The following is a 20,529-nucleotide window of genomic DNA, read 5'->3' as shown; positions in this document are numbered from 1 at the left end:
CAATTTTAACTAGTTTACGTGCCGTTTTTTCGATTATTCCATTTTATTCTTTATCATTCTTTTATTCCCTTCGTTTTTCAAACGAATAGCCACCACAAGTAAGACTTATTATTCATACCTGGATGGTTCTTGTAAAACAGGAAATTGTGAAATAGTCTGTTACACCTGTTTTTTCGACTTAATCAGACAATACACAAGAAATGTTTTGCTATTTGTTTAGCTTCATTTCATCCTTTCACCCCAAAAAGAGAAGAATTTACCAACAAATTTTAAAGCGCTTTCATGATAAGTAAGCCTTTATTCCCTTTTAGGAAGGAAACAAAAGCAAAACGTAACAAACTGCAGGAAATCGGTATTATATTTCCAAATTGGCTCTCTTCATCCTAAATAAAGGATTTTCCTGAAGTTGTATCCCCTCCTCTTTTTCCTTACTGTTAAAAGCAAATAAATGCCTTGCCAGCAGTTGATTAGTAAAGTTTACTAACCTAATTGCCTTGCTAGTCGAGCTTGAAATAAAGGAAGGAGGGAACAACATCTTTTTATAGGGCAAGGAAAAATTAAAGCTAGTGGAGAAAGGAGTTTTTGAATGATTAGAAAGTGGAGTTATGTATTGCTTTGTTTAGCCCTTTTCCTACCCTCTTTTATTCCTTCCCAAGTATTTGGGGAAAGTACAGACGACGAACACAACCAAGATCTTTGGAGTGCTGTAAAACCCTTGAGTACCATTACCAGTTTTATGAACACCGGGGCTCATCCAGATGATGAGCGGAGTCACCTACTCGCTTACCTGTCCAGAGGGCTTGGCGTCCATACCGCAAGCATTATTGCTAATCGGGGAGAAGGAGGACAAAACGAGATTGGGGAGGAACTCGGGAACGGGCTGGGAATTATCCGTTCCAGAGAGATGATCGAAGCATCCAAAATTACCGGTGTCCAAGTTTTTCATTTAAGCGAAACAACCAATGATGACATTTATGATTTCGGTTTTTCCAAGTCTCCTGACGAAACTTTGACAAAATGGGGAGAAGAAACAACCTATGAGCGGTTTATTAAGAGAATCAGGATGTATCAGCCTGATATTGTAATGCCGTCTTTCCGTGATGTGGAGAGCCAGCACGGGCACCACCGCGCCATCGCCCAACTAAGCATGAAAGCTTTTGAAGACGCAGCTGATCCTGCCGTTTTTCCGGAGCATATGGAAGAAGGACTGCACCCATGGCAAATCAAAAAATTATACTTGCCAGCTTCCGAAGATAATGCAACCGTCGGAATCGAAGTCGGCGATTATGATCCCGTCTATGGTATGACCTACCCCCAATTAGGCGAGCAATCGAGGTACTTGCATAAAAGTCAGGGAATGGGGAGAGACATGGAACCCGGGTCACAAATCGAATACTTAGAACTAGTAAAATCATCCGTTGGTGAAATCCCGGACCAGGAAAGTTCCATCTTTGAAGGACTCAACTATGACTTTGATGCCTACTCAAGCAGCTTAAAGAAATCGGATAATCATATAAAAGGTGACTTACGAAAGCTCCAGCAAACACTGGATGAGGTCATAGATGCCTATCCAAACGATGAGCAAGTGTTAGAAACGGTTCATCAAGCACTGAAACAACTTCATAAAACGAAGCAAAAAGTAGTGCGTTCCACCTTTAAGCAACTAAATAAGAATGATCTATTGCATCGGCTGGACGTCAAAGAAGGGCAATTGCAACAGGCAAGCCTCGTTGCTTCTCAACTTGAAGTAACCACAGCAATCGATAATCCTGTCCTTGTCCAGGGAGCAGAAGCAACAATCACGATAACCTTGCAGAACAACGGCACGAAAACGTTGGATAACCTGTCTCCGACCTTATCAGTGCCAAAAGATTGGGAAATTAATGGAGAAGATAGCCCCTTTGCTTTACAGCCAGAGGAAGAGAAAATTGTAACGTTTTCTGTAACTGCTCCCGAGGACGCGGGGTATTACCAACCATACGAGGAGCCAATCATCCAAACGAACGTTTCATACCAGGTGAACGATGTTACCTCGACCATTTCGCTTAATCCGGAGGAAACCATCGCCCTACTTCCGGAGGTTGGATTGAAAGCAGAACCAGATACATTGGCGATTAATACAGCCCAACCAAGAGAAGCAGTCGATGTCGACGTGACTGTAACAAACTATACGCAGCATCCTTTGGAGACAGAAATTTCCCTGCAGCTTCCTGAGGAGTGGAACCCGGCAGCTAGCAAGAAGGTTAGCTTTGAAGAAGAAGAGTCAGAAAAAACCGTGACCTTCTCGATTGTACCGCCTGAAGATTTAACAGATGAACCTTTTGTCATTACGCCAACAGCCGAAGTAAATGGAAAGCAGTTGCAAAAACAAGTCCAGGAAATAGCTTATGGACACATCGGCACCTTTTACCACATACAAAGTGCCGACTTAAACGGGATTGCGTTACACTTAGATTTCCCACAAAATCTCCAAGTCGGTTATATCGATTCAGGCTTTGATCTAGTAGCTGAAAAGTTATCAGAAGTCGGGATGAATATAACGAAAATCGAGGATGTGGCAACGGAGGATCTGACAAAATATGATACAGTCGTTACGGGTATCCGTGCTTATCTCTCACGTGATGACCTGGCAGAACAAAACGATAAACTTTTAGCATATGCAGAAAATGGCGGGCATGTGGTGGTCCAGTACCATAAACCGGGAGACAACTGGAACCCTGATACCACTGCTCCCTATCCATTGACCATAGGATCTCCTTCGATTGAGTGGAGGGTTACAGACGAAGCATCGGACTATACTATTTTGCAGCCGGAGCACCCTCTATTCAATCAGCCTAATCAGATTACCGAACAAGATTGGGAAGGCTGGATTCAAGAAAGAGGATTATACTTCCCAATGGAATGGGATGACAATTACGAAACGTTCCTAACGATGACCGATCTCGATGGAGATCAATTTGAAAGTGGCATTTTGCTGACTGACTACGGCGAGGGAACTTATCTCTATACAAACCTTGTCTGGTATCGACAAATCCAGAACCTAGTTCCCGGCGGTTATCGGATTTTCACAAACCTGATCAGTTATGATGGAAGCGAAGAATAACCAACTGAAAAAAATCAAATGAAGATTAGAATACTAGAGACAGAGAACACTTGGATTTTATTTCAAGTGTTCTCTGTGTTTCGATGTCTACTTTATCCGAATGCACCGTTTCCATGCAGGATTAGCACCTATATTTGTTGAAATAAAAAAGCAGGAATGAGAGTAAATACCGTACATAATTATAAGTAATGACTGGGTTCAAGAGGGATAATGGCTGGGAGTGATATGGTGGTAACAGCATGGATAGGGAGTATTGCTTTTCTGACAGCGGCTATTTTTTACGTTCTGTTAGCTTTAGGTTTGCCATATGGAGATTTTGCAATGGGCGGAAAATATAAAATTATGCCTAAACAAATGCGGGTAGCTTGTATGATTTCTGTATTTATTCAATTGATTGCAATCCTATTTATATTACAAGTTGGGACTGTGATTTCGATAAGTTTCATCGCCCCTATCGCAAAAGGAGGCTGTTATTTTTTCGCATTCTATTTATTTTTAAATACCGTAATGAATGCTTTTTCCAAAAGCAATAAAGAAAAGCTTGTCATGACCCCATTATCTTTTATAACAGCAGTATGTTTTTTGTTAACTGCGTTAAATGGCTGACTAGCAACTATAAGTACGTTCGTTCACTATATAAAGTAGAGCTTCTATTGTTATGGAACCTCTACTTTTTCTATCATCCTCGTGGGATTTCTTCGTGCGTTTTTCAAAGCTTAAAAGCCTAACATATTGATTAGATATCCGCCAATCACCCCTAGTAGGACAATTAGCCATGCCGAAACCTTCCATATGTTCAACAAAGCAAACAGGATGACACCAAGCGCAAAATCAGATGGATCAAAAATCGAACTGCTGATAACAGGATCATAAAATGCGGCTAATAGAATACCAACCACACTTGCATTAACTCCCATAAGAATACCTTGGAAAGCTGATCGCTGGCGCAATGCATTTAAAAATGGAAGGGCAGCGATGATCAATAAAAACGATGGCAGAAAAATACCTGCCGTTGCAACAAGCGCTCCAGCTATTCCTTCCATCATGGTCCCCAAGTAGCTTGAAAAGGTAAACAAAGGACCTGGAACAGCCTGTGCCATACCGTAACCGGCCAGGAATTCATCAGGTGACAACAATCCCTGTGGCACTACTTCCCTTTCAATCATCGGCAACACAACATGACCGCCTCCGAACACTAAAGAACCAACTCGGAAAAAGGTATCGAAAATATCCAGTAATCGATTGTCGGTTACACGTGTGATCAATGGTAATACGATAAGGCAAGTAACCAGGATACCTAATGAAGCGACTCCGGTCTTTTTAGAAATGTTAACCTTAAATGGTTCCACCTTGGATTCTGCTTTATCCTTAAATAGTTTTAAACCTACTAATCCAGCTGCCAGGATGATGGCAATCTGCATCCATGCTGAAGGATACAACAGCATTACGGCTGCAGCAACGATCGCGATCGCCAGCCTGGTTTTGTCTGGTGTCAGTTTTTTACCTAACCCGATTAATGCATGCAGAACAACTGCTGCAGCGACAATTTTCAAGCTATGAATAAATCCGGCATCATCAAGCGTAAACGTTTGATACAACATGGCAAAAACAACAAGTATAATGATCGATGGCACCGTAAATCCGAACCAGGACACCAGTCCACCTAAAAGTCCGCCGCGCAACATACCGATAGAGATGCCGACCTGACTGCTTGCCGGACCAGGAAGGAATTGACACAATGCGATGATATCTGCGTAGGTTTTATCAGTCAGCCACTTACGTCGATCGATATATTCATCCTTAAAATAGGCTAAATGCGCGACAGGTCCGCCGAATGAAGTTAGCCCCAATTTCGTGGAGGCAATCAAAATTTGCAGGAGTGTATGTAGCTGATTTTGTTTTTTTATTTGCTTTGACATTTCATTCACCACCCTTAAGTAATTTCTTTAAACAATTCATAAGCTTTTGCCCGAGCTTCCTGAAGCACGACATCTCCTTTATTTGTTATGCGATAATATTTTCTTATTTTTCCTTCCACATTCACTTCTTGTTTTTTCAATAGCTGATCTTTCTCCATGTTGTGCAAAATCGGATATAAAGTACCTGCACTGATTTCGTATCCATGTTCATGTAATTCCTCAAGCATCCAGGAGCCGTAAATCGCTTCTTCTTTTGCATGGTGCAAGATGTGGATTTGAATAAACCCTAAAAATAACTTACGTAATACCTTATTATCCAAGTCGATTCTCCTTTCAAAGCTGGCATACAACTATCGAAAGCGAAACTCTATATCGAGTTTCGATAATGATTATATAAGTGCTTGCTGAGTAGTGCAATAGATGCCGAAGCTGCTTAATTAAAAATCCATATAATTTACATTGGTGTAATATTAAGGCTCAGATACAAATGTTGTTAGTCCAGCGCTGCGGGGATACCCTGTGCTTTCCGCGAGCGGCTGGTGAGTTTCCTCGAGCTAAAGCTCTGTGGGATCTCACCGAGGCATTTCCTCCCGCAGGAGTCTTCGGGTATTTCCTCCGCGATAAGGGTGCTACGCCTAGTGTAAAGCATACGCAGACTGCAGCGTAAACAGCAAGCATCCGAAGATCACATAAAAAGTGGATTGTGCATCTTTGAAAACTGAGTCCGTCTTTACGAAAACTGCCAATATAAATGAATCTAGTACAGCAAAAATTTTATACAAAAAAACACCCTTGAACGAGTTGATTCTCATTCAAGGGTGTTTCTGTTTGCCTGGCGGCGTCCTACTCTCGCAGGGGCAAAGCCCCAACTACCATGGGCGCTGGAGAGCTTAACTTCTGTGTTCGGCATGGGAACAGGTGTGACCTCTCCGCTATTGCCACCAGACCTGCAGGATGCAGGTCGTTCTGTGTTGTTCACAGGACGTGAACGGTCTTAACAGAACTTCCTTTAGGTGCTTTTAAGAAAGATGTACCTTCAAAACTAGATAAGAGGGAAGACATTCAATGAACATTGACACGTTTTTTTAATCCAGCTCTGCGGGCTAGATGCTCGCGTCATAAGTCATTCCCCTACAAGCCCATAAATGCAGGGCTTTTCGATGACTGGCTTATGCGTGTCGCATCTGACCAAGCCCGCGACGCTTTTTGTTTTAATCCAGCTCCGACTCCCAGGTCCTCGCTGTATAAGCAATTCCTCTACAAGGCTGAAACCCAGCCTTGTCGCGGTCTTACTTATCCAGTCGGACCTTAACGGTCGTCTCCGCTTTTTGTTTTAAGTTAAGTCCTCGATCGATTAGTATCCGTCAGCTGCACGTGTCACCACGCTTCCACCTCGGACCTATCAACCTCATCGTCTCTGAGGGATCTTACTCATTTGAAATGATGGGAAGTCTCATCTAGAGGGGGGCTTCATGCTTAGATGCTTTCAGCACTTATCCCTTCCACACGTAGCTACCCAGCTATGCTCCTGGCGGAACAACTGGTACACCAGCGGTGTGTCCATCCCGGTCCTCTCGTACTAAGGACAGCTCCTCTCAAACTTCCAACGCCCACGACGGATAGGGACCGAACTGTCTCACGACGTTCTGAACCCAGCTCGCGTACCGCTTTAATGGGCGAACAGCCCAACCCTTGGGACCGACTACAGCCCCAGGATGCGATGAGCCGACATCGAGGTGCCAAACCTCCCCGTCGATGTGGACTCTTGGGGGAGATAAGCCTGTTATCCCCGGGGTAGCTTTTATCCGTTGAGCGACGGCCCTTCCATACGGCACCGCCGGATCACTAAGCCCGACTTTCGTCCCTGCTCGACTTGTAGGTCTCGCAGTCAAGCTCCCTTCTGCCTTTACACTCTGCGAATGATTTCCAACCATTCTGAGGGAACCTTTGGGCGCCTCCGTTACTCTTTGGGAGGCGACCGCCCCAGTCAAACTGCCCACCTGACACTGTCTCCGGACCGGATCACGGTCCTGGGTTAGAAGGTCCGTACAGCCAGGGTGGTATCCCACCGGCGCCTCCACCGAAGCTAGCGCTCCGGTTTCTAAGGCTCCCACCTATCCTGTACAAGCTGTACCAACATTCAATATCAGGCTACAGTAAAGCTCCACGGGGTCTTTCCGTCCTGTCGCGGGTAATGCGCATCTTCACGCATAGTATAATTTCACCGGGTCTCTCGTTGAGACAGTGCCCAAGTCGTTGCACCTTTCGTGCGGGTCGGAACTTACCCGACAAGGAATTTCGCTACCTTAGGACCGTTATAGTTACGGCCGCCGTTTACTGGGGCTTCGGTTCAACGCTTCGCCACGAGGGCTAACGCGTCCCCTTAACCTTCCAGCACCGGGCAGGTGTCAGCCCCTATACTTCGCCTTACGGCTTCGCAGAGACCTGTGTTTTTGCTAAACAGTCGCTTGGGCCTATTCACTGCGGCTNTGCCTGGCGGCGTCCTACTCTCGCAGGGGCAAAGCCCCAACTACCATGGGCGCTGGAGAGCTTAACTTCTGTGTTCGGCATGGGAACAGGTGTGACCTCTCCGCTATTGCCACCAGACCTGCAGGATGCAGGTCGTTCTGTGTTGTTCACAGGACGTGAACGGTCTTAACAGAACTTCCTTTAGGTGCTTTTTAGAAAATGTACCTTCAAAACTAGATAAGAGGAAAGACAATCAACGAACATTGACACGTTTTTTTCGAAATCCAGCTCTGCGGGCTAGATGCTCGCGTCATAAGTCATTCCCCTACAAGCCCATAATGCAANCCGGTATATTTTCGGCGCAGAGTCACTCGACCAGTGAGCTATTACGCACTCTTTAAATGATGGCTGCTTCTAAGCCAACATCCTGGTTGTCTAAGCAACTCCACATCCTTTTCCACTTAACGTATACTTTGGGACCTTAGCTGGCGGTCTGGGCTGTTTCCCTTTCGACTATGAACCTTATCACCCATAGTCTGACTCCCAAGATCGAGTGGCTGGCATTCGGAGTTTGACTGAATTCGGTAACCCGATGAGGGCCCCTAGTCCAATCAGTGCTCTACCTCCAGTACTCAACTCTTGAGGCTAGCCCTAAAGCTATTTCGGAGAGAACCAGCTATCTCCGTGTTCGATTGGCATTTCACCCCTACCCACACCTCATCCCCGCGTTTTTCAACACGCGTGGGTTCGGGCCTCCAGTCAGTGTTACCTGACCTTCACCCTGGACATGGGTAGATCACACGGTTTCGGGTCTACGACCCCCTACTCAAATCGCCCTGTTCAGACTCGCTTTCGCTGCGGCTCCGTCTGTTCAACTTAACCTTGCAGGAGATCGTAACTCGCCGGTTCATTCTACAAAAGGCACGCCGTCACCCATTAACGGGCTTCGACTACTTGTAGGCACACGGTTTCAGGTTCTCTTTCACTCCCCTCCCGGGGTGCTTTTCACCTTTCCCTCACGGTACTGGTTCACTATCGGTCACTAGGGAGTATTTAGCCTTGGGAGATGGTCCTCCCGGATTCCGACGGAATTCCTCGTGTTCCGCCGTACTCAGGATCCACTCCGGAGGAAACAATCTTTCAGTTACAGGGCTCTTACCTTCTTTGGCTGATCGTTCCAGATCGATTCGCTTAAACTGTTTCTTGGTAACTCCGATGGAGTGTCCTACAACCCCAGAGAGCAAGCTCTCTGGTTTGGGCTGTTTCCGTTTCGCTCGCCGCTACTTGGGAAATCGCATTTGCTTTCTCTTCCTCCGGGTACTGAGATGTTTCAGTTCCCCGGGTCTGCCTCGCTTATCCTATGAATTCAGATAAGCGTCCTGCTCCATTACGAGCAGGGGGTTTCCCCATTCGGAAATTCCCGGATCAACGCCTACGTACGGCTCCCCGAGACATATCGGTGTTTGTCCCGTCCTTCATCGGCTCCTAGTGCCAAGGCATCCACCGTGCGCCCTTCTTCACTTAACTTATCGTTCGTGAATGACGTGTTACTTCAATGTCGTTGAATGTCTTGCATTTCCTATCTAGTTTTCAAGGTACAAGCTTCCACACGAGGTGGTGACTTCTGTGTTCGTCACAGGACGTGACGGATTTTAACAGAAGATCATTTGAGGTTTTAATCCCTCAAAACTGAACCAAACGAACCAGTATGTCTTATCTTTAGCTCGAAAAAGCTATTCCTGTCCAGCTCCAGCATCCAGCGACTAGCACAACTTCCCTCACCTCCGTACGATAAGTCAACATCAGCTCACATAGTTCGCTGTGTTTCCTTTATCTCCTTCGGTTCAGTCCAGTTTGTACGTCGCTAACCGGTTGCTTTCGCCTTTCGTATATCCTTAGAAAGGAGGTGATCCAGCCGCACCTTCCGATACGGCTACCTTGTTACGACTTCACCCCAATCATTGGCCCCACCTTCGGCGGCTGGCTCCAAAAAGGTTACCTCACCGACTTCGGGTGTTGCCAACTCTCGTGGTGTGACGGGCGGTGTGTACAAGGCCCGGGAACGTATTCACCGCGGCATGCTGATCCGCGATTACTAGCGATTCCGGCTTCATGCAGGCGAGTTGCAGCCTGCAATCCGAACTGAGAATGGTTTTATGGGATTTGCTTCACCTCGCGGTTTCGCTTCCCTTTGTACCATCCATTGTAGCACGTGTGTAGCCCAGGTCATAAGGGGCATGATGATTTGACGTCATCCCCACCTTCCTCCGGTTTGTCACCGGCAGTCACCCTAGAGTGCCCAACTGAATGCTGGCAACTAAGGTCAAGGGTTGCGCTCGTTGCGGGACTTAACCCAACATCTCACGACACGAGCTGACGACAACCATGCACCACCTGTCACTCTGTCCCCGAAGGGAAACCTCTATCTCTAGAGGGGTCAGAGGATGTCAAGACCTGGTAAGGTTCTTCGCGTTGCTTCGAATTAAACCACATGCTCCACCGCTTGTGCGGGCCCCCGTCAATTCTTTTGAGTTTCAGCCTTGCGGCCGTACTCCCCAGGCGGAGTGCTTAATGCGTTAACTTCAGCACTAAGGGGCGGAAACCCCCTAACACCTAGCACTCATCGTTTACGGCGTGGACTACCAGGGTATCTAATCCTGTTCGCTCCCCACGCTTTCGCGCCTCAGCGTCAGTTACAGACCAGAGAGCCGCCTTCGCCACTGGTGTTCCTCCACATATCTACGCATTTCACCGCTACACGTGGAATTCCGCTCTCCTCTTCTGTACTCAAGTTCCCCAGTTTCCAATGACCCTCCACGGTTAAGCCGTGGGCTTTCACATCAGACTTAAGGAACCGCCTGCGCGCGCTTTACGCCCAATAATTCCGGACAACGCTTGCCCCCTACGTATTACCGCGGCTGCTGGCACGTAGTTAGCCGGGGCTTCCTCGTCAGGTACCGTCAAGGTACCGCCTTGTTCAAACGGTACTTGTTCTTCCCTGACAACAGAACTTTACGATCCGAAGACCTTCATCGTTCACGCGGCGTTGCTCCGTCAGACTTTCGTCCATTGCGGAAGATTCCCTACTGCTGCCTCCCGTAGGAGTCTGGGCCGTGTCTCANTGTCCAGCTCCAGCATCCAGCGACTAGCACAACTTCCCTCACCTCCGTACGATAAGTCAACATCAGCTCACATAGTTCGCTGTGTTTCCTTTATCTCCTTCGGTTCAGTCCAGTTTGTACGTCGCTAACCGGTTGCTTTCGCCTTTCGTATATCCTTAGAAAGGAGGTGATCCAGCCGCACCTTCCGATACGGCTACCTTGTTACGACTTCACCCCAATCATTGGCCCCACCTTCGGCGGCTGGCTCCAAAAAGGTTACCTCACCGACTTCGGGTGTTGCCAACTCTCGTGGTGTGACGGGCGGTGTGTACAAGGCCCGGGAACGTATTCACCGCGGCATGCTGATCCGCGATTACTAGCGATTCCGGCTTCATGCAGGCGAGTTGCAGCCTGCAATCCGAACTGAGAATGGTTTTATGGGATTTGCTTCACCTCGCGGTTTCGCTTCCCTTTGTACCATCCATTGTAGCACGTGTGTAGCCCAGGTCATAAGGGGCATGATGATTTGACGTCATCCCCACCTTCCTCCGGTTTGTCACCGGCAGTCACCCTAGAGTGCCCAACTGAATGCTGGCAACTAAGGTCAAGGGTTGCGCTCGTTGCGGGACTTAACCCAACATCTCACGACACGAGCTGACGACAACCATGCACCACCTGTCACTCTGTCCCCGAAGGGAAACCTCTATCTCTAGAGGGGTCAGAGGATGTCAAGACCTGGTAAGGTTCTTCGCGTTGCTTCGAATTAAACCACATGCTCCACCGCTTGTGCGGGCCCCCGTCAATTCTTTTGAGTTTCAGCCTTGCGGCCGTACTCCCCAGGCGGAGTGCTTAATGCGTTAACTTCAGCACTAAGGGGCGGAAACCCCCTAACACCTAGCACTCATCGTTTACGGCGTGGACTACCAGGGTATCTAATCCTGTTCGCTCCCCACGCTTTCGCGCCTCAGCGTCAGTTACAGACCAGAGAGCCGCCTTCGCCACTGGTGTTCCTCCACATATCTACGCATTTCACCGCTACACGTGGAATTCCGCTCTCCTCTTCTGTACTCAAGTTCCCCAGTTTCCAATGACCCTCCACGGTTAAGCCGTGGGCTTTCACATCAGACTTAAGGAACCGCCTGCGCGCGCTTTACGCCCAATAATTCCGGACAACGCTTGCCCCCTACGTATTACCGCGGCTGCTGGCACGTAGTTAGCCGGGGCTTCCTCGTCAGGTACCGTCAAGGTACCGCCTTGTTCAAACGGTACTTGTTCTTCCCTGACAACAGAACTTTACGATCCGAAGACCTTCATCGTTCACGCGGCGTTGCTCCGTCAGACTTTCGTCCATTGCGGAAGATTCCCTACTGCTGCCTCCCGTAGGAGTCTGGGCCGTGTCTCAGTCCCAGTGTGGCCGATCACCCTCTCAGGTCGGCTACGCATCGTTGCCTTGGTAGGCCATTACCCCACCAACTAGCTAATGCGCCGCGGGCCCATCTGTAAGTGACAGCCAAAAGGCCGCCTTTCAACTTCCCTCCATGCGGAAGAAAGTATTACCCGGTATTAGCCCCGGTTTCCCGGAGTTATCCCGATCTTACAGGCAGGTTGCCCACGTGTTACTCACCCGTCCGCCGCTCGTTCCACAGGTTTCACCCCGAAGGGATCTGCCTGCTTCCCGCGCTCGACTTGCATGTATTAGGCACGCCGCCAGCGTTCGTCCTGAGCCAAGATCAAACTCTCCATAAAATGCGAGCTTGCTTGCTCGTTCAAAAACTAGCTTGTATATCTTGCTTGACATACTGGTTGTTTTGTTCAGTTTTCAAAGATCAAATTGTCCGCCGCCTCATCGACAGCTTAATTATTATATCAGTTTGCTAGAATAAAGTCAACAACTCTTTCAAAAGAAATTGTTTGTTCCTTCAAAACAGCAACTTAATTAATATAACACGTTCACAATATGAAGCCAACATATTTTTATTAATCAAGTATGTGCAATTCACAATTGCAACTTTATTAATATAACATACCAGCTAATAAGAGGTCAATAACTATTTTTCTAAATAATAGATTACCAAACACTTTTAACTGCGCTCCCTTTTGTAGGGCGTTTAATAATATACCATAGGAACAACCAGTATTCAACACCTTCGGGATGGAAATTCCCACCATCGCTATTGATTTGCTCATCCTATATTTACATAAATCAATTCTTATAAATGCAATTACTTAAAATCCCTTACATGAACGAGTAGATAAAAGTGTCTCTAACCCACATCAATTTTTATGACTATATAATAAGGAAGTTTTTTTCTCATCCTGAGTCTACCATCACATAGAATCCATAAATTGCAGGATCGCCGGGCCAAGCAATACGATAAATAATGTAGGGAAGATAAAGATTACCAGAGGGAACAACATTTTGATCGGGGCTTTCATGGCTTTTTCTTCCGCTTTTTGCTTGCGCTGCTCTCGAATATCTTCAGTTTGGACTTTTAACACCGATACCATACCGATCCCTAACTTTTCAGCTTGGATAATATTATAGGTCAGTGCTTTAACTTCTTCCAAAGGCAAACGTAAACTAAGATTGGTTAGTGCCTGCTTCCTTGTTCTGCCCAAACGGATTTCTTCCAGACATACCTTAAATTCGTCGGCAAGTACACCCGCTTTTTTCGAGACAACTTTACTCACTGCAGCGTCAAAACCCAGTCCTGCTTCAAGGCTGATCGTCAGCATATCAAGCATGTCGGGGAGATCCTTGAGACCTGCATCCATTCTCTTTTGCGCTTTCTTTTTCAAAAACAGTCCTGGCAATAGGATTCCAAGGATTAAAGCTGCAAATATGCCGAGAACCTTGATCATAGAGGAAGCATGTATGGCAAACAACGTTATACCGACCATCATAGGCAGAATAACCGCCAGGCTAATTTGCAATAGCTTGAATTCAACGGCATTGAATCCAAACGGTTGCCCAGCTTGTAATAGCCTGACTTCTAGCTGGGTGGCTTTTTCCTTATTCAGTCGTTTTTGGTATCCCTTTTTCATCCTTTTCCAAAAGGGCTTTATGATCCGGTCGGTAAATCCCGATGCTTCTTCTTCCTCCATTTCCTGCTCCGGAATGGTGATTAAATAAGTATCGATTCGCTTTTGGAGATGGGCTTTCTTTACAGCAGGAAATGCTATAATCGCATAGATTAGCAGACTAACAAACAAGAAAAAACTGAAAGACAGCAGCAACATTTGCTACACCTCGATTTTTGTGATTTTCCTAATAAGAACAAATCCGATAATACCGCCAACCAATGCTATTCCAAGCATGATTTGTCCGATTGTTTCATAGAAAAGAGTACTGATATAACTTGGATTCATGAGGTAGATCATAATTCCCAATCCGACTGGCAACAAGCTGATGATCAAACCGGACAACCTTCCTTGTGCGGTAAGTGTTTTAATTTGATTCTCAATGCGTGAGCGCTCCCTTGTCGTTTCCAGAATCCTGTCCAAAAGATAGGCAAGGTTTCCGCCAACCTGCCGCTGAATAAGGATTGCTTCCACCAGCATATCCAAGTCCTTACTCGGCATTCTTACCTTCCAATTTTGGAGCGCCTCATCGAGACTCGTCCCATACTGCATGGCTCGTAAAACATACTGCACTTCTTCTTTGATAGGCGAGTGAGCCTCTTCGGCAACCATTTGCAACGATTGCAATAAACTAAACCCGGCCCTTATCGAACCATTGATGGATGTGATCATTCCCGGTAGCCCATCGTTAAACTTTTTCATTCGTTTACTTTGCTTTTGCTGCAGCCATAATCTTGGTAATAAATATCCGGTGACAGAGCCGACTAACAATAAAACGAACTGGTTGGAAAGCAGGTAAAGCAAACCTCCGCCAATCAACATGGCAATAATGCGGAATACCATATACTCTTCCGGCTTGATCGGTACCCCTGCAGCATTCAGGCTTTGCTCTATCCGGTCCTTTTTCTTACTCGTTTTTTTGTTTCGAACAAGCAATAACTTTAATCGTTTATTCCCGGATCGCAACATTTCCTTTAGTGTCCTGGGTTCCTTCTCTCCCTTTGAGGAATCGGGTTTCTGCATGATTCCGATAAACAATAAGAATAAAAAAATCGAGATAAACATGGATGCAGCTAGTATTCCTGTCATTGCCTGTTACTCCTTTTCCGTAAATATAGAAGCCGGAAAATGAATCCCCTCGTTTTCCAACCGCTCATAGAACTGCGGACGAATGCCTGTCGGAACCAATTTCCCGATAATTTTCCCTTCCTCATCTAAACCTGATTGTTGAAAAGTGAATATGTCCTGGAGTACGATTACATCTCCCTCCAGACCTTGGACTTCCGTGATGTTGGTAATTCTGCGGGTGCCATCCTTCAAGCGGGATTGCTGAATGATGACATCCAGCGCCCCGGCAATTTGTTCCCGGATAGCTTTGACGGGAAGTTCCATCCCTGCCATCAATACCATTGTCTCCAACCGGGAAATCATATCCCTCGGGCTGTTAGCATGACCTGTTGCCAGAGAGCCATCATGGCCAGTATTCATTGCCTGAAGCATATCTAATGCTTCACCGCTTCGAACCTCACCAATAACAATCCGGTCCGGCCTCATCCGCAACGAGTTTCGCACTAAATCCCGGATGGTAACTGCCCCTTTACCTTCAATATTAGGCGGACGTGTTTCCAACGAAACAACATGTTCCTGTCCCAACTGCAACTCGGCAGCATCCTCGATGGTCACGATACGATCTTTGTTCGAAATGAAAGAAGATAATACATTCAGGGTCGTTGTCTTTCCGGAACCTGTTCCACCACTAACAAACATATTTAATTTGCCTTCGACACAACCCTTGATAAACAGAGCCATCTCTTCTGTTAATGTCCCAAACCGGATTAAGTCATGAATAGTAAATGGGTCTTTTGAAAATTTCCGTATGGTGATGGTCGGTCCGCCGAGGGCAAGCGGTGGAATAATCGCGTTAACCCGCGATCCATCCTTCAGGCGAGCATCGACCATCGGGCTGCTTTCATCGATCCTTCTCCCAAGTGGTGCCACGATTTTCTCTAATACCGCCAAAACATGGTCATTGTCGCGAAATGTAATATCCGTCAATGTCAGGTTTCCATTCCGCTCTGCATATACCTGGTTCGGTCCGTTGACCATTACTTCCGACACTTCTTCGTCAAGCAGCAATGGATTGATCGGGCCATAGCCAGTTAAATCATTCGTTAGTTCTGCCTTTAATTTATCCACGTTTTTGACGCTTTGTAACTGGTCATTCTCCTTTAAAATATCCGAGATGATGCCATCCAGATCGTCTACGATCGAATCGATATCATCATCCTTTCGCTCTTTAAGGATGTAACCAAATATGAGATTTTTTAAATCTGCATAATCATCAGCAGCAACAGACTTCGGAGGCTTTTTGGGCAAATTACCAGGTTCCAGCACCGGCTTGTCTGCTTCCCTTGTCACATTCACACTCGGAGTATCGTCATTTGTTTGTTTTTCCAAAGAGATATTCTGGTCAACCGCTCTTACTTCCTGCTGATCCTTCGATTGAAGCCTGGTTAATAAACTCATTATTATTCCTCCTTGATTTCACTTTACTTGCTTTCCTGTTTACTTTTTTCAAGAAATCATTTATTGGTGACGTTATCTGGATGGAATCGATTAACAAGCCTAATTGCTCCCCAACCTTCTTCATTTCTTTGGAAAAGGGAAGCTTAGGATGGCTGAAAACAAAAGGGTTTCCGATATCAAACGTATAAGGAAGATGCTTTTCCTCCGGTAAAAGTACAACGCTTTTAACATCCATCAAGCCAGGAATGTCTTTTATATCCAATACAGAGGAGCTGGTTGCTTTATTGATGAGCAACCTGCACTTTTCCTTTAATCCAAGCTTCTCCAATGTTTCCACCATTAATTTTGTATTTTTGACTGCAGCCATACCTGGCGTTGATACAATAAGCACCTCATCTGCTTCTTCCATTAGCGATAGGTTTAGCTCATTCAATCCATAAGGAGTATCAATCAAGAGTGTTCTATTATCAGCTAAAACAGACCTGGCAACCGACATAAACGCATCCGGCTGGATCAGATCAGCATGTTCCGGACGTTCGGGAGCCGACAAAAGCCTAATCCCTGATGAATGGTACCCATAATAACCAACTACATTTTCTATATCATTTCTTTCGATTAAATCTTTTAAGGTCCAGGACGGTTTTAGATCGAGCGCTAAAGACATATCCCCAAACTGAAGATCTCCGTCCATCAATACCGTGTTTATTTTGTTTTGGGCCAGGAGTGCTGCCAGATTAACAGTCACGGTTGTTTTTCCTGCTCCGCCGACAGCACTGCATACGACAATCATTTTATTCTTGTATTCTTGTTTTGCTGACACTGTTATCCGCTCTCCTTTTCCATTACTCATTGGCTTGCTGTACAATTCTGCTGCTAACCCATCCTTGTTTTTGCTCCGGGGTTTCTACGCGCAGCCAAAGTCGTTGATCCTCGTCTGTTTCCTGATCGTTTAAGTAACGCAAGGAAGTACCTTGTTCCACTACGGCGATGACTGGTGCATCTAAATTCGGCTTCGACCGAATCAACGAATCATTCGGGGTTACAACTTCACTTGTCTGTACGGTCGTTTCGCTCGGTGCATCGTTTTTGGAAGCTTGCTCTTGTTCCTTTTCTTTTTCAGGTAAAAGCTTGCTATGGAGGACCAATTGCACGCTTGATTTTGAACTCGATTCAATGACTTTTACAGCATCTTTGGGTTTAAGCTCCAGCGTCACGGCGACATAATCCTGCCCTTCCGATTCCTCATTGTCCGGCTTGATTCTTTCCACCATCCGCTGCCCGACTGCAAGTACCTTCACTTTTTGCAAGAGCACTTCTGATTCCGCCTCCGTTTTCCCCCCAGATTCCTGTGCTTCGGTTGAAACAATATCCACCAGATCCCCTGGTTCGATTAAGTTGGAAACAGAGGAAACATAGTCCACACTTATCGAAACTGCGCGGTACCCTTCCTGGACTTTTTTTGAAATAAACAGTGCTTCATCAGCAGGCTCTACCAGCCGGTGTGTCATCATTACTTCTCCAGCTTTGAAGTCCGTTGAAGCAGTTTTTCCAATCGCCAATTGTTTATCCAAAACAGCCTGAGGGTGCACTTGATCCTTTGGTATCTCTACTACTGCAAGATCCTCTTCCGTTATTTTTTGATTTTCCCCTATATCTTGACTGGCTGTTATGACGCTTGCTAATTCCGGCTTTTCTGCGGCAGTCGGCTGCAGCTGGTTTAGGAACAAATAAAAAATAATAGTAGTAATCAATCCTGCTGCTAGAGCAAGCAGCAATAGTTTTTTTGGCTTCATCTGTCGTTCACCTACTCCGTTAATTTAATCGCGTATGCACCACGATCTGGCGGGTTCCCTTGCCCTTCCGAACCGGCTCCAGCCCGTTTGATAAAGATTCCTTTAATCGAATCATCGGTATTGCCCATTCTCTCTGTCACATAAAAATAAGCAAAGCCGGTGATTTCTACACTCTTCATTTGATTCGTCGTCTGGCTGTATGGTTTATATACAATCACCAGCATAATTCTCGGACAATCCCTTAATTCCGTCCCGCCTTCCCAGTTGGGACATAAATCCATTCGATAATTGATACCGCTCCTTGTTGCTCCTGCGATATTCCCTGTCTGTGTATTTACAATATCACCGACCTGCAGTAAGTCATCGAATCCATACATGAGACTATCACCATAAGACTTGGCCCCTGGTCCTTCCAGTGCCAAAACGCCAAAATTCCCGGCGGCCGAATCCCCGGCATCCACTTTTAACTGATAGGTTTCTCCATATTGGAGAGGGACTGATTCGTCAATGCCGAGCGGTACAGCACCGACAGCCTCCCCCATTGGGGATAAACCGGCCTTTGCTTTTACCTTGATCGGGATATGTTCCACCCCGAAAATGGAAGAAAAGAATACCGGAACTTGTTTCTCCAATACAACGTTCAACTGGCGCTCGTTTTCCACCGTTGCTTCTAATAAACTTCCCTCTGCCTCATGTGCCTCTAGAATTTCTGTTACCACTCTATCGATGTTTTCCTGGCTGTTGACGATTTCCTGGGCGCCTGATAATGCAGCAGCATTGGCTGCTTTTTGTAAGTGGGCCTTATTCCAGTACAGGTGGCCGCCGTCAACGACAAGTCCAGTCAAAGCAAGCACTGCTGCCATCGCTAACGCCACAAGGACAAGGGCATTGCCGTCTTGTTGTCTTGCGATGTTTTTCGATATTTTTTTCATGACATCCCTTCCTCATTCGACCCGAATTGTAGATTGGGATTGAAGCGTATAAGGGATAGAAGCATCTCCTAATACGTCAAAAAACGATTCCTTATAGGTTAAGGTGACGGTCACATAATCCCCTGTCTTCCTGCTGCCTTCTGTCGGTGTCACCGTTACCTCGAAATCAGTCGTATCTCCATCAAAGCGATCGATGGCATAGGAACGGATCGCCTCATCTCCACGCCCTAATCCGCCCATTCGGACGGATTCCTGGCTTATCATTTCCATCTGTAAATGCGTAGTAAGAATTCTCCCGAAATCCAAAATACCTACCACCAGCATGAGTAAAACTGGCAAAACAAGAGCAAACTCTACGAGCGACTGGCCGTCCTCTTTGCGGATCATCATAGAACATGCCATCCTGTCTGAAAGAGACAGAGAACAACTCCCGCAGCAATAGCCACGCCGTACGGGTACGTAGCTGTCAACGAGCCTCTCGAAATGCCTCCCGGAAGTCTGATTCCGTTCATCAAACTAGCTGCATAATAAAGAACCGACTTCAGCACTCCACGGCGAACCAGTAAGATGATAATCGCCATAACTGCACCCACAATGGCTATATAAAAAAATGACTGAAACACAAATTCTCCGCCTTTTAAAGCGCCGATCAGAGCCAGCAGCTTTACGTCCCCTGCCCCCATTCCTCCTAAAAAGTACGGAATCAGCAATAGGGCAAAGCCGATCAAAAAACCAAGGAAAGCATGGGAAAATCCAGCCCATCCGGCAGCTGCCACGTGAAATGAAAATGCCAGAATTAAAGAAGGATAAATCACCTTGTTATAAATTTTTCGGCTTTTCATATCCGTAATGACACAAATCAATAATATTAATAAAAGAAAAACATCAATCACAGCAGCCATCCCTTTCATTCGTTTTTTGATTTCTTTAGAAAAGGACCCTACAGTTGGTAGGGTCCTTCTATTCAATTACTCTGCTGGTGTACCAGATGGTAATGCATCTTTTAGATTTGTAAATAATGTTTTGATATTGCCTCCAAGCAATCCTAAAACCGTAATGACGCCAACAGCGATTAAACCAAGAATCAAACCATATTCTGTCATTCCTTGTCCTTCTTCTTCGATGAATAGACCTTTAATTTTATTTACCAACATGTAAATCTCTCCCTTTATATATGTTAAATGATTTGTTTTATTGCTTCGGTTTCCTCAACAAAAGCCACTTCTTGTCCGAGTGTGATCGCGGTATCTTTCACTTTGCCTGCCGGAAGCTCCACCACAGAGTGTGCATCCGAAAACCTCTTGCCTAGTTTACCTGGACTTAGATTTTCTTCGATTCCGACAATCTCGTTTTGTTTATTAAGATAGATGATATCAATGCTATACTTCATAAAGAATGTATGAACCGATCGGCAAGGAGCCAAATGAAGCGCCGTATGATCCGGCATCCCCTCTGTTAACATGAGTCCTTTAAACCTCGGCCAAAAGCGATAGGCTTTTTTGACATCCTCTGTGATAACTTGCTTGCTGGCTGCATCGATCATTTTCACCTGCTACACCTCCCGGCTGATTTGTTTTTGTTGATCAACCTTACAGTCCTTATTAT

At 46.0% G+C, this 20,529-nt stretch carries 14 protein-coding genes, 3 rRNA genes and 1 other annotated feature; of the genes, 2 read left to right on the top strand and 15 right to left on the bottom strand.

What is annotated here, in order from left to right:
- Positions 1 to 586 precede the first annotated feature (586 nt).
- Together BN1067_RS07690 and BN1067_RS07685 are read left to right on the top strand one after the other, a co-directional pair.
- Positions 587 to 3,103, top strand: a complete 2,517-nt coding sequence (locus BN1067_RS07690) for a PIG-L family deacetylase (RefSeq protein WP_234400648.1) — start codon at positions 587 to 589, stop codon at positions 3,101 to 3,103.
- A 210-nt stretch (positions 3,104 to 3,313) separates the two neighbouring features.
- On the top strand, positions 3,314 to 3,709 hold the full coding sequence (locus BN1067_RS07685; protein WP_234400647.1) for a hypothetical protein: 396 nt from the start codon (positions 3,314 to 3,316) through the stop codon (positions 3,707 to 3,709).
- A 110-nt stretch (positions 3,710 to 3,819) separates the two neighbouring features.
- On the opposite strand, the gene chrA is transcribed toward BN1067_RS07685, so the two are convergent.
- From chrA to BN1067_RS07600, 15 genes are all read right to left on the bottom strand, one after another.
- The gene (chrA, locus tag BN1067_RS07680) at positions 3,820 to 5,022 is read right to left on the bottom strand and encodes a chromate efflux transporter (protein ID WP_053218289.1); all 1,203 of its coding nucleotides are present in this window, start codon (positions 5,020 to 5,022) and stop codon (positions 3,820 to 3,822) included.
- Between the two features lie 14 nt (positions 5,023 to 5,036).
- Positions 5,037 to 5,342 (bottom strand): PadR family transcriptional regulator, encoded by a 306-nt coding sequence (locus BN1067_RS07675; protein ID WP_053218288.1) that lies wholly within the window; start codon positions 5,340 to 5,342, stop codon positions 5,037 to 5,039.
- A 510-nt stretch (positions 5,343 to 5,852) separates the two neighbouring features.
- Positions 5,853 to 5,968, bottom strand: a 5S ribosomal RNA gene (gene rrf, locus BN1067_RS07670).
- A 388-nt stretch (positions 5,969 to 6,356) separates the two neighbouring features.
- Positions 6,357 to 9,018 (bottom strand) — a sequence feature (most likely nonfunctional fraction of RNA operon).
- A gap of 372 nt (positions 9,019 to 9,390) precedes the next feature.
- A 16S ribosomal RNA gene (locus BN1067_RS07655) occupies positions 9,391 to 10,690 on the bottom strand.
- An 82-nt stretch (positions 10,691 to 10,772) separates the two neighbouring features.
- A 16S ribosomal RNA gene (locus tag BN1067_RS07650) occupies positions 10,773 to 12,338 on the bottom strand.
- A gap of 582 nt (positions 12,339 to 12,920) precedes the next feature.
- A complete protein-coding gene (locus BN1067_RS07645) occupies positions 12,921 to 13,832 on the bottom strand; it encodes a type II secretion system F family protein (protein WP_053218286.1) in 912 nt (303 codons plus the stop codon).
- A 3-nt stretch (positions 13,833 to 13,835) separates the two neighbouring features.
- Positions 13,836 to 14,762 (bottom strand): type II secretion system F family protein, encoded by a 927-nt coding sequence (locus BN1067_RS07640; protein WP_053218285.1) that lies wholly within the window; start codon positions 14,760 to 14,762, stop codon positions 13,836 to 13,838.
- Positions 14,763 to 14,768: 6 nt separating this feature from the next.
- Entirely contained in the window at positions 14,769 to 16,199 is a 1,431-nt protein-coding gene (locus BN1067_RS07635) for a CpaF family protein (RefSeq protein ID WP_053218284.1), read from the bottom strand.
- Positions 16,144 to 17,019 (bottom strand): AAA family ATPase, encoded by an 876-nt coding sequence (locus BN1067_RS07630; RefSeq protein WP_053218283.1) that lies wholly within the window; start codon positions 17,017 to 17,019, stop codon positions 16,144 to 16,146. The genes BN1067_RS07635 and BN1067_RS07630 overlap by 56 nt, the downstream gene beginning before the upstream one ends.
- Positions 17,020 to 17,041: 22 nt before the next feature.
- The gene (gene cpaB / locus BN1067_RS07625) at positions 17,042 to 17,992 is read right to left on the bottom strand and encodes a Flp pilus assembly protein CpaB (RefSeq protein WP_053218282.1); all 951 of its coding nucleotides are present in this window, start codon (positions 17,990 to 17,992) and stop codon (positions 17,042 to 17,044) included.
- Positions 17,993 to 18,003: 11 nt separating this feature from the next.
- Positions 18,004 to 18,924, bottom strand: a complete 921-nt coding sequence (locus tag BN1067_RS07620) for a pilus assembly protein TadG-related protein (protein WP_053218281.1) — start codon at positions 18,922 to 18,924, stop codon at positions 18,004 to 18,006.
- Between the two features lie 12 nt (positions 18,925 to 18,936).
- Positions 18,937 to 19,314, bottom strand: coding sequence for a TadE/TadG family type IV pilus assembly protein (locus BN1067_RS07615; RefSeq protein ID WP_234400646.1), 378 nt, complete (start codon positions 19,312 to 19,314; stop codon positions 18,937 to 18,939).
- Positions 19,311 to 19,826: an A24 family peptidase gene (locus BN1067_RS07610; RefSeq protein WP_053218318.1), complete on the bottom strand. Its 516-nt coding sequence runs from the start codon at positions 19,824 to 19,826 to the stop codon at positions 19,311 to 19,313. Before BN1067_RS07610 ends, BN1067_RS07615 begins: the two co-directional genes overlap by 4 nt.
- Before the next feature lie 66 nt (positions 19,827 to 19,892).
- On the bottom strand, positions 19,893 to 20,078 hold the full coding sequence (locus tag BN1067_RS07605) for a Flp family type IVb pilin (protein ID WP_407701355.1): 186 nt from the start codon (positions 20,076 to 20,078) through the stop codon (positions 19,893 to 19,895).
- A 23-nt stretch (positions 20,079 to 20,101) separates the two neighbouring features.
- The gene (locus BN1067_RS07600; protein ID WP_234400680.1) at positions 20,102 to 20,467 is read right to left on the bottom strand and encodes a DUF192 domain-containing protein; all 366 of its coding nucleotides are present in this window, start codon (positions 20,465 to 20,467) and stop codon (positions 20,102 to 20,104) included.
- Positions 20,468 to 20,529: the final 62 nt, after the last annotated feature.

Source organism: Virgibacillus senegalensis (assembly GCF_000821245.2).
In the GTDB taxonomy this organism is placed as follows: domain Bacteria; phylum Bacillota; class Bacilli; order Bacillales; family Amphibacillaceae; genus Sediminibacillus; species Sediminibacillus senegalensis.
Note: the sequence above shows the minus strand (reverse complement) of the source record. Positions and strands in the feature narration are given on the sequence as shown.

What these genes read in the sequence shown, in the direction of transcription:
- chrA (WP_053218289.1), bottom strand. Translation starts at nt 5,022, where the DNA reads ATGTCAAAGCAAATAAAAAAACAAAATCAGCTACATACACTCCTGCAA.
- BN1067_RS07685 (WP_234400647.1), top strand. Translation starts at nt 3,314, where the DNA reads ATGGCTGGGAGTGATATGGTGGTAACAGCATGGATAGGGAGTATTGCT.
- BN1067_RS07615 (WP_234400646.1), bottom strand. Translation starts at nt 19,314, where the DNA reads ATGATGATCCGCAAAGAGGACGGCCAGTCGCTCGTAGAGTTTGCTCTT.
- BN1067_RS07635 (WP_053218284.1), bottom strand. Translation starts at nt 16,199, where the DNA reads ATGAGTTTATTAACCAGGCTTCAATCGAAGGATCAGCAGGAAGTAAGA.
- BN1067_RS07690 (WP_234400648.1), top strand. Translation starts at nt 587, where the DNA reads ATGATTAGAAAGTGGAGTTATGTATTGCTTTGTTTAGCCCTTTTCCTA.
- BN1067_RS07620 (WP_053218281.1), bottom strand. Translation starts at nt 18,924, where the DNA reads ATGAAAAAAATATCGAAAAACATCGCAAGACAACAAGACGGCAATGCC.
- BN1067_RS07645 (WP_053218286.1), bottom strand. Translation starts at nt 13,832, where the DNA reads ATGTTGCTGCTGTCTTTCAGTTTTTTCTTGTTTGTTAGTCTGCTAATC.
- BN1067_RS07600 (WP_234400680.1), bottom strand. Translation starts at nt 20,467, where the DNA reads ATGATCGATGCAGCCAGCAAGCAAGTTATCACAGAGGATGTCAAAAAA.
- BN1067_RS07610 (WP_053218318.1), bottom strand. Translation starts at nt 19,826, where the DNA reads ATGGCTGCTGTGATTGATGTTTTTCTTTTATTAATATTATTGATTTGT.
- BN1067_RS07605 (WP_407701355.1), bottom strand. Translation starts at nt 20,078, where the DNA reads ATGTTGGTAAATAAAATTAAAGGTCTATTCATCGAAGAAGAAGGACAA.
- BN1067_RS07640 (WP_053218285.1), bottom strand. Translation starts at nt 14,762, where the DNA reads ATGACAGGAATACTAGCTGCATCCATGTTTATCTCGATTTTTTTATTC.
- cpaB (WP_053218282.1), bottom strand. Translation starts at nt 17,992, where the DNA reads ATGAAGCCAAAAAAACTATTGCTGCTTGCTCTAGCAGCAGGATTGATT.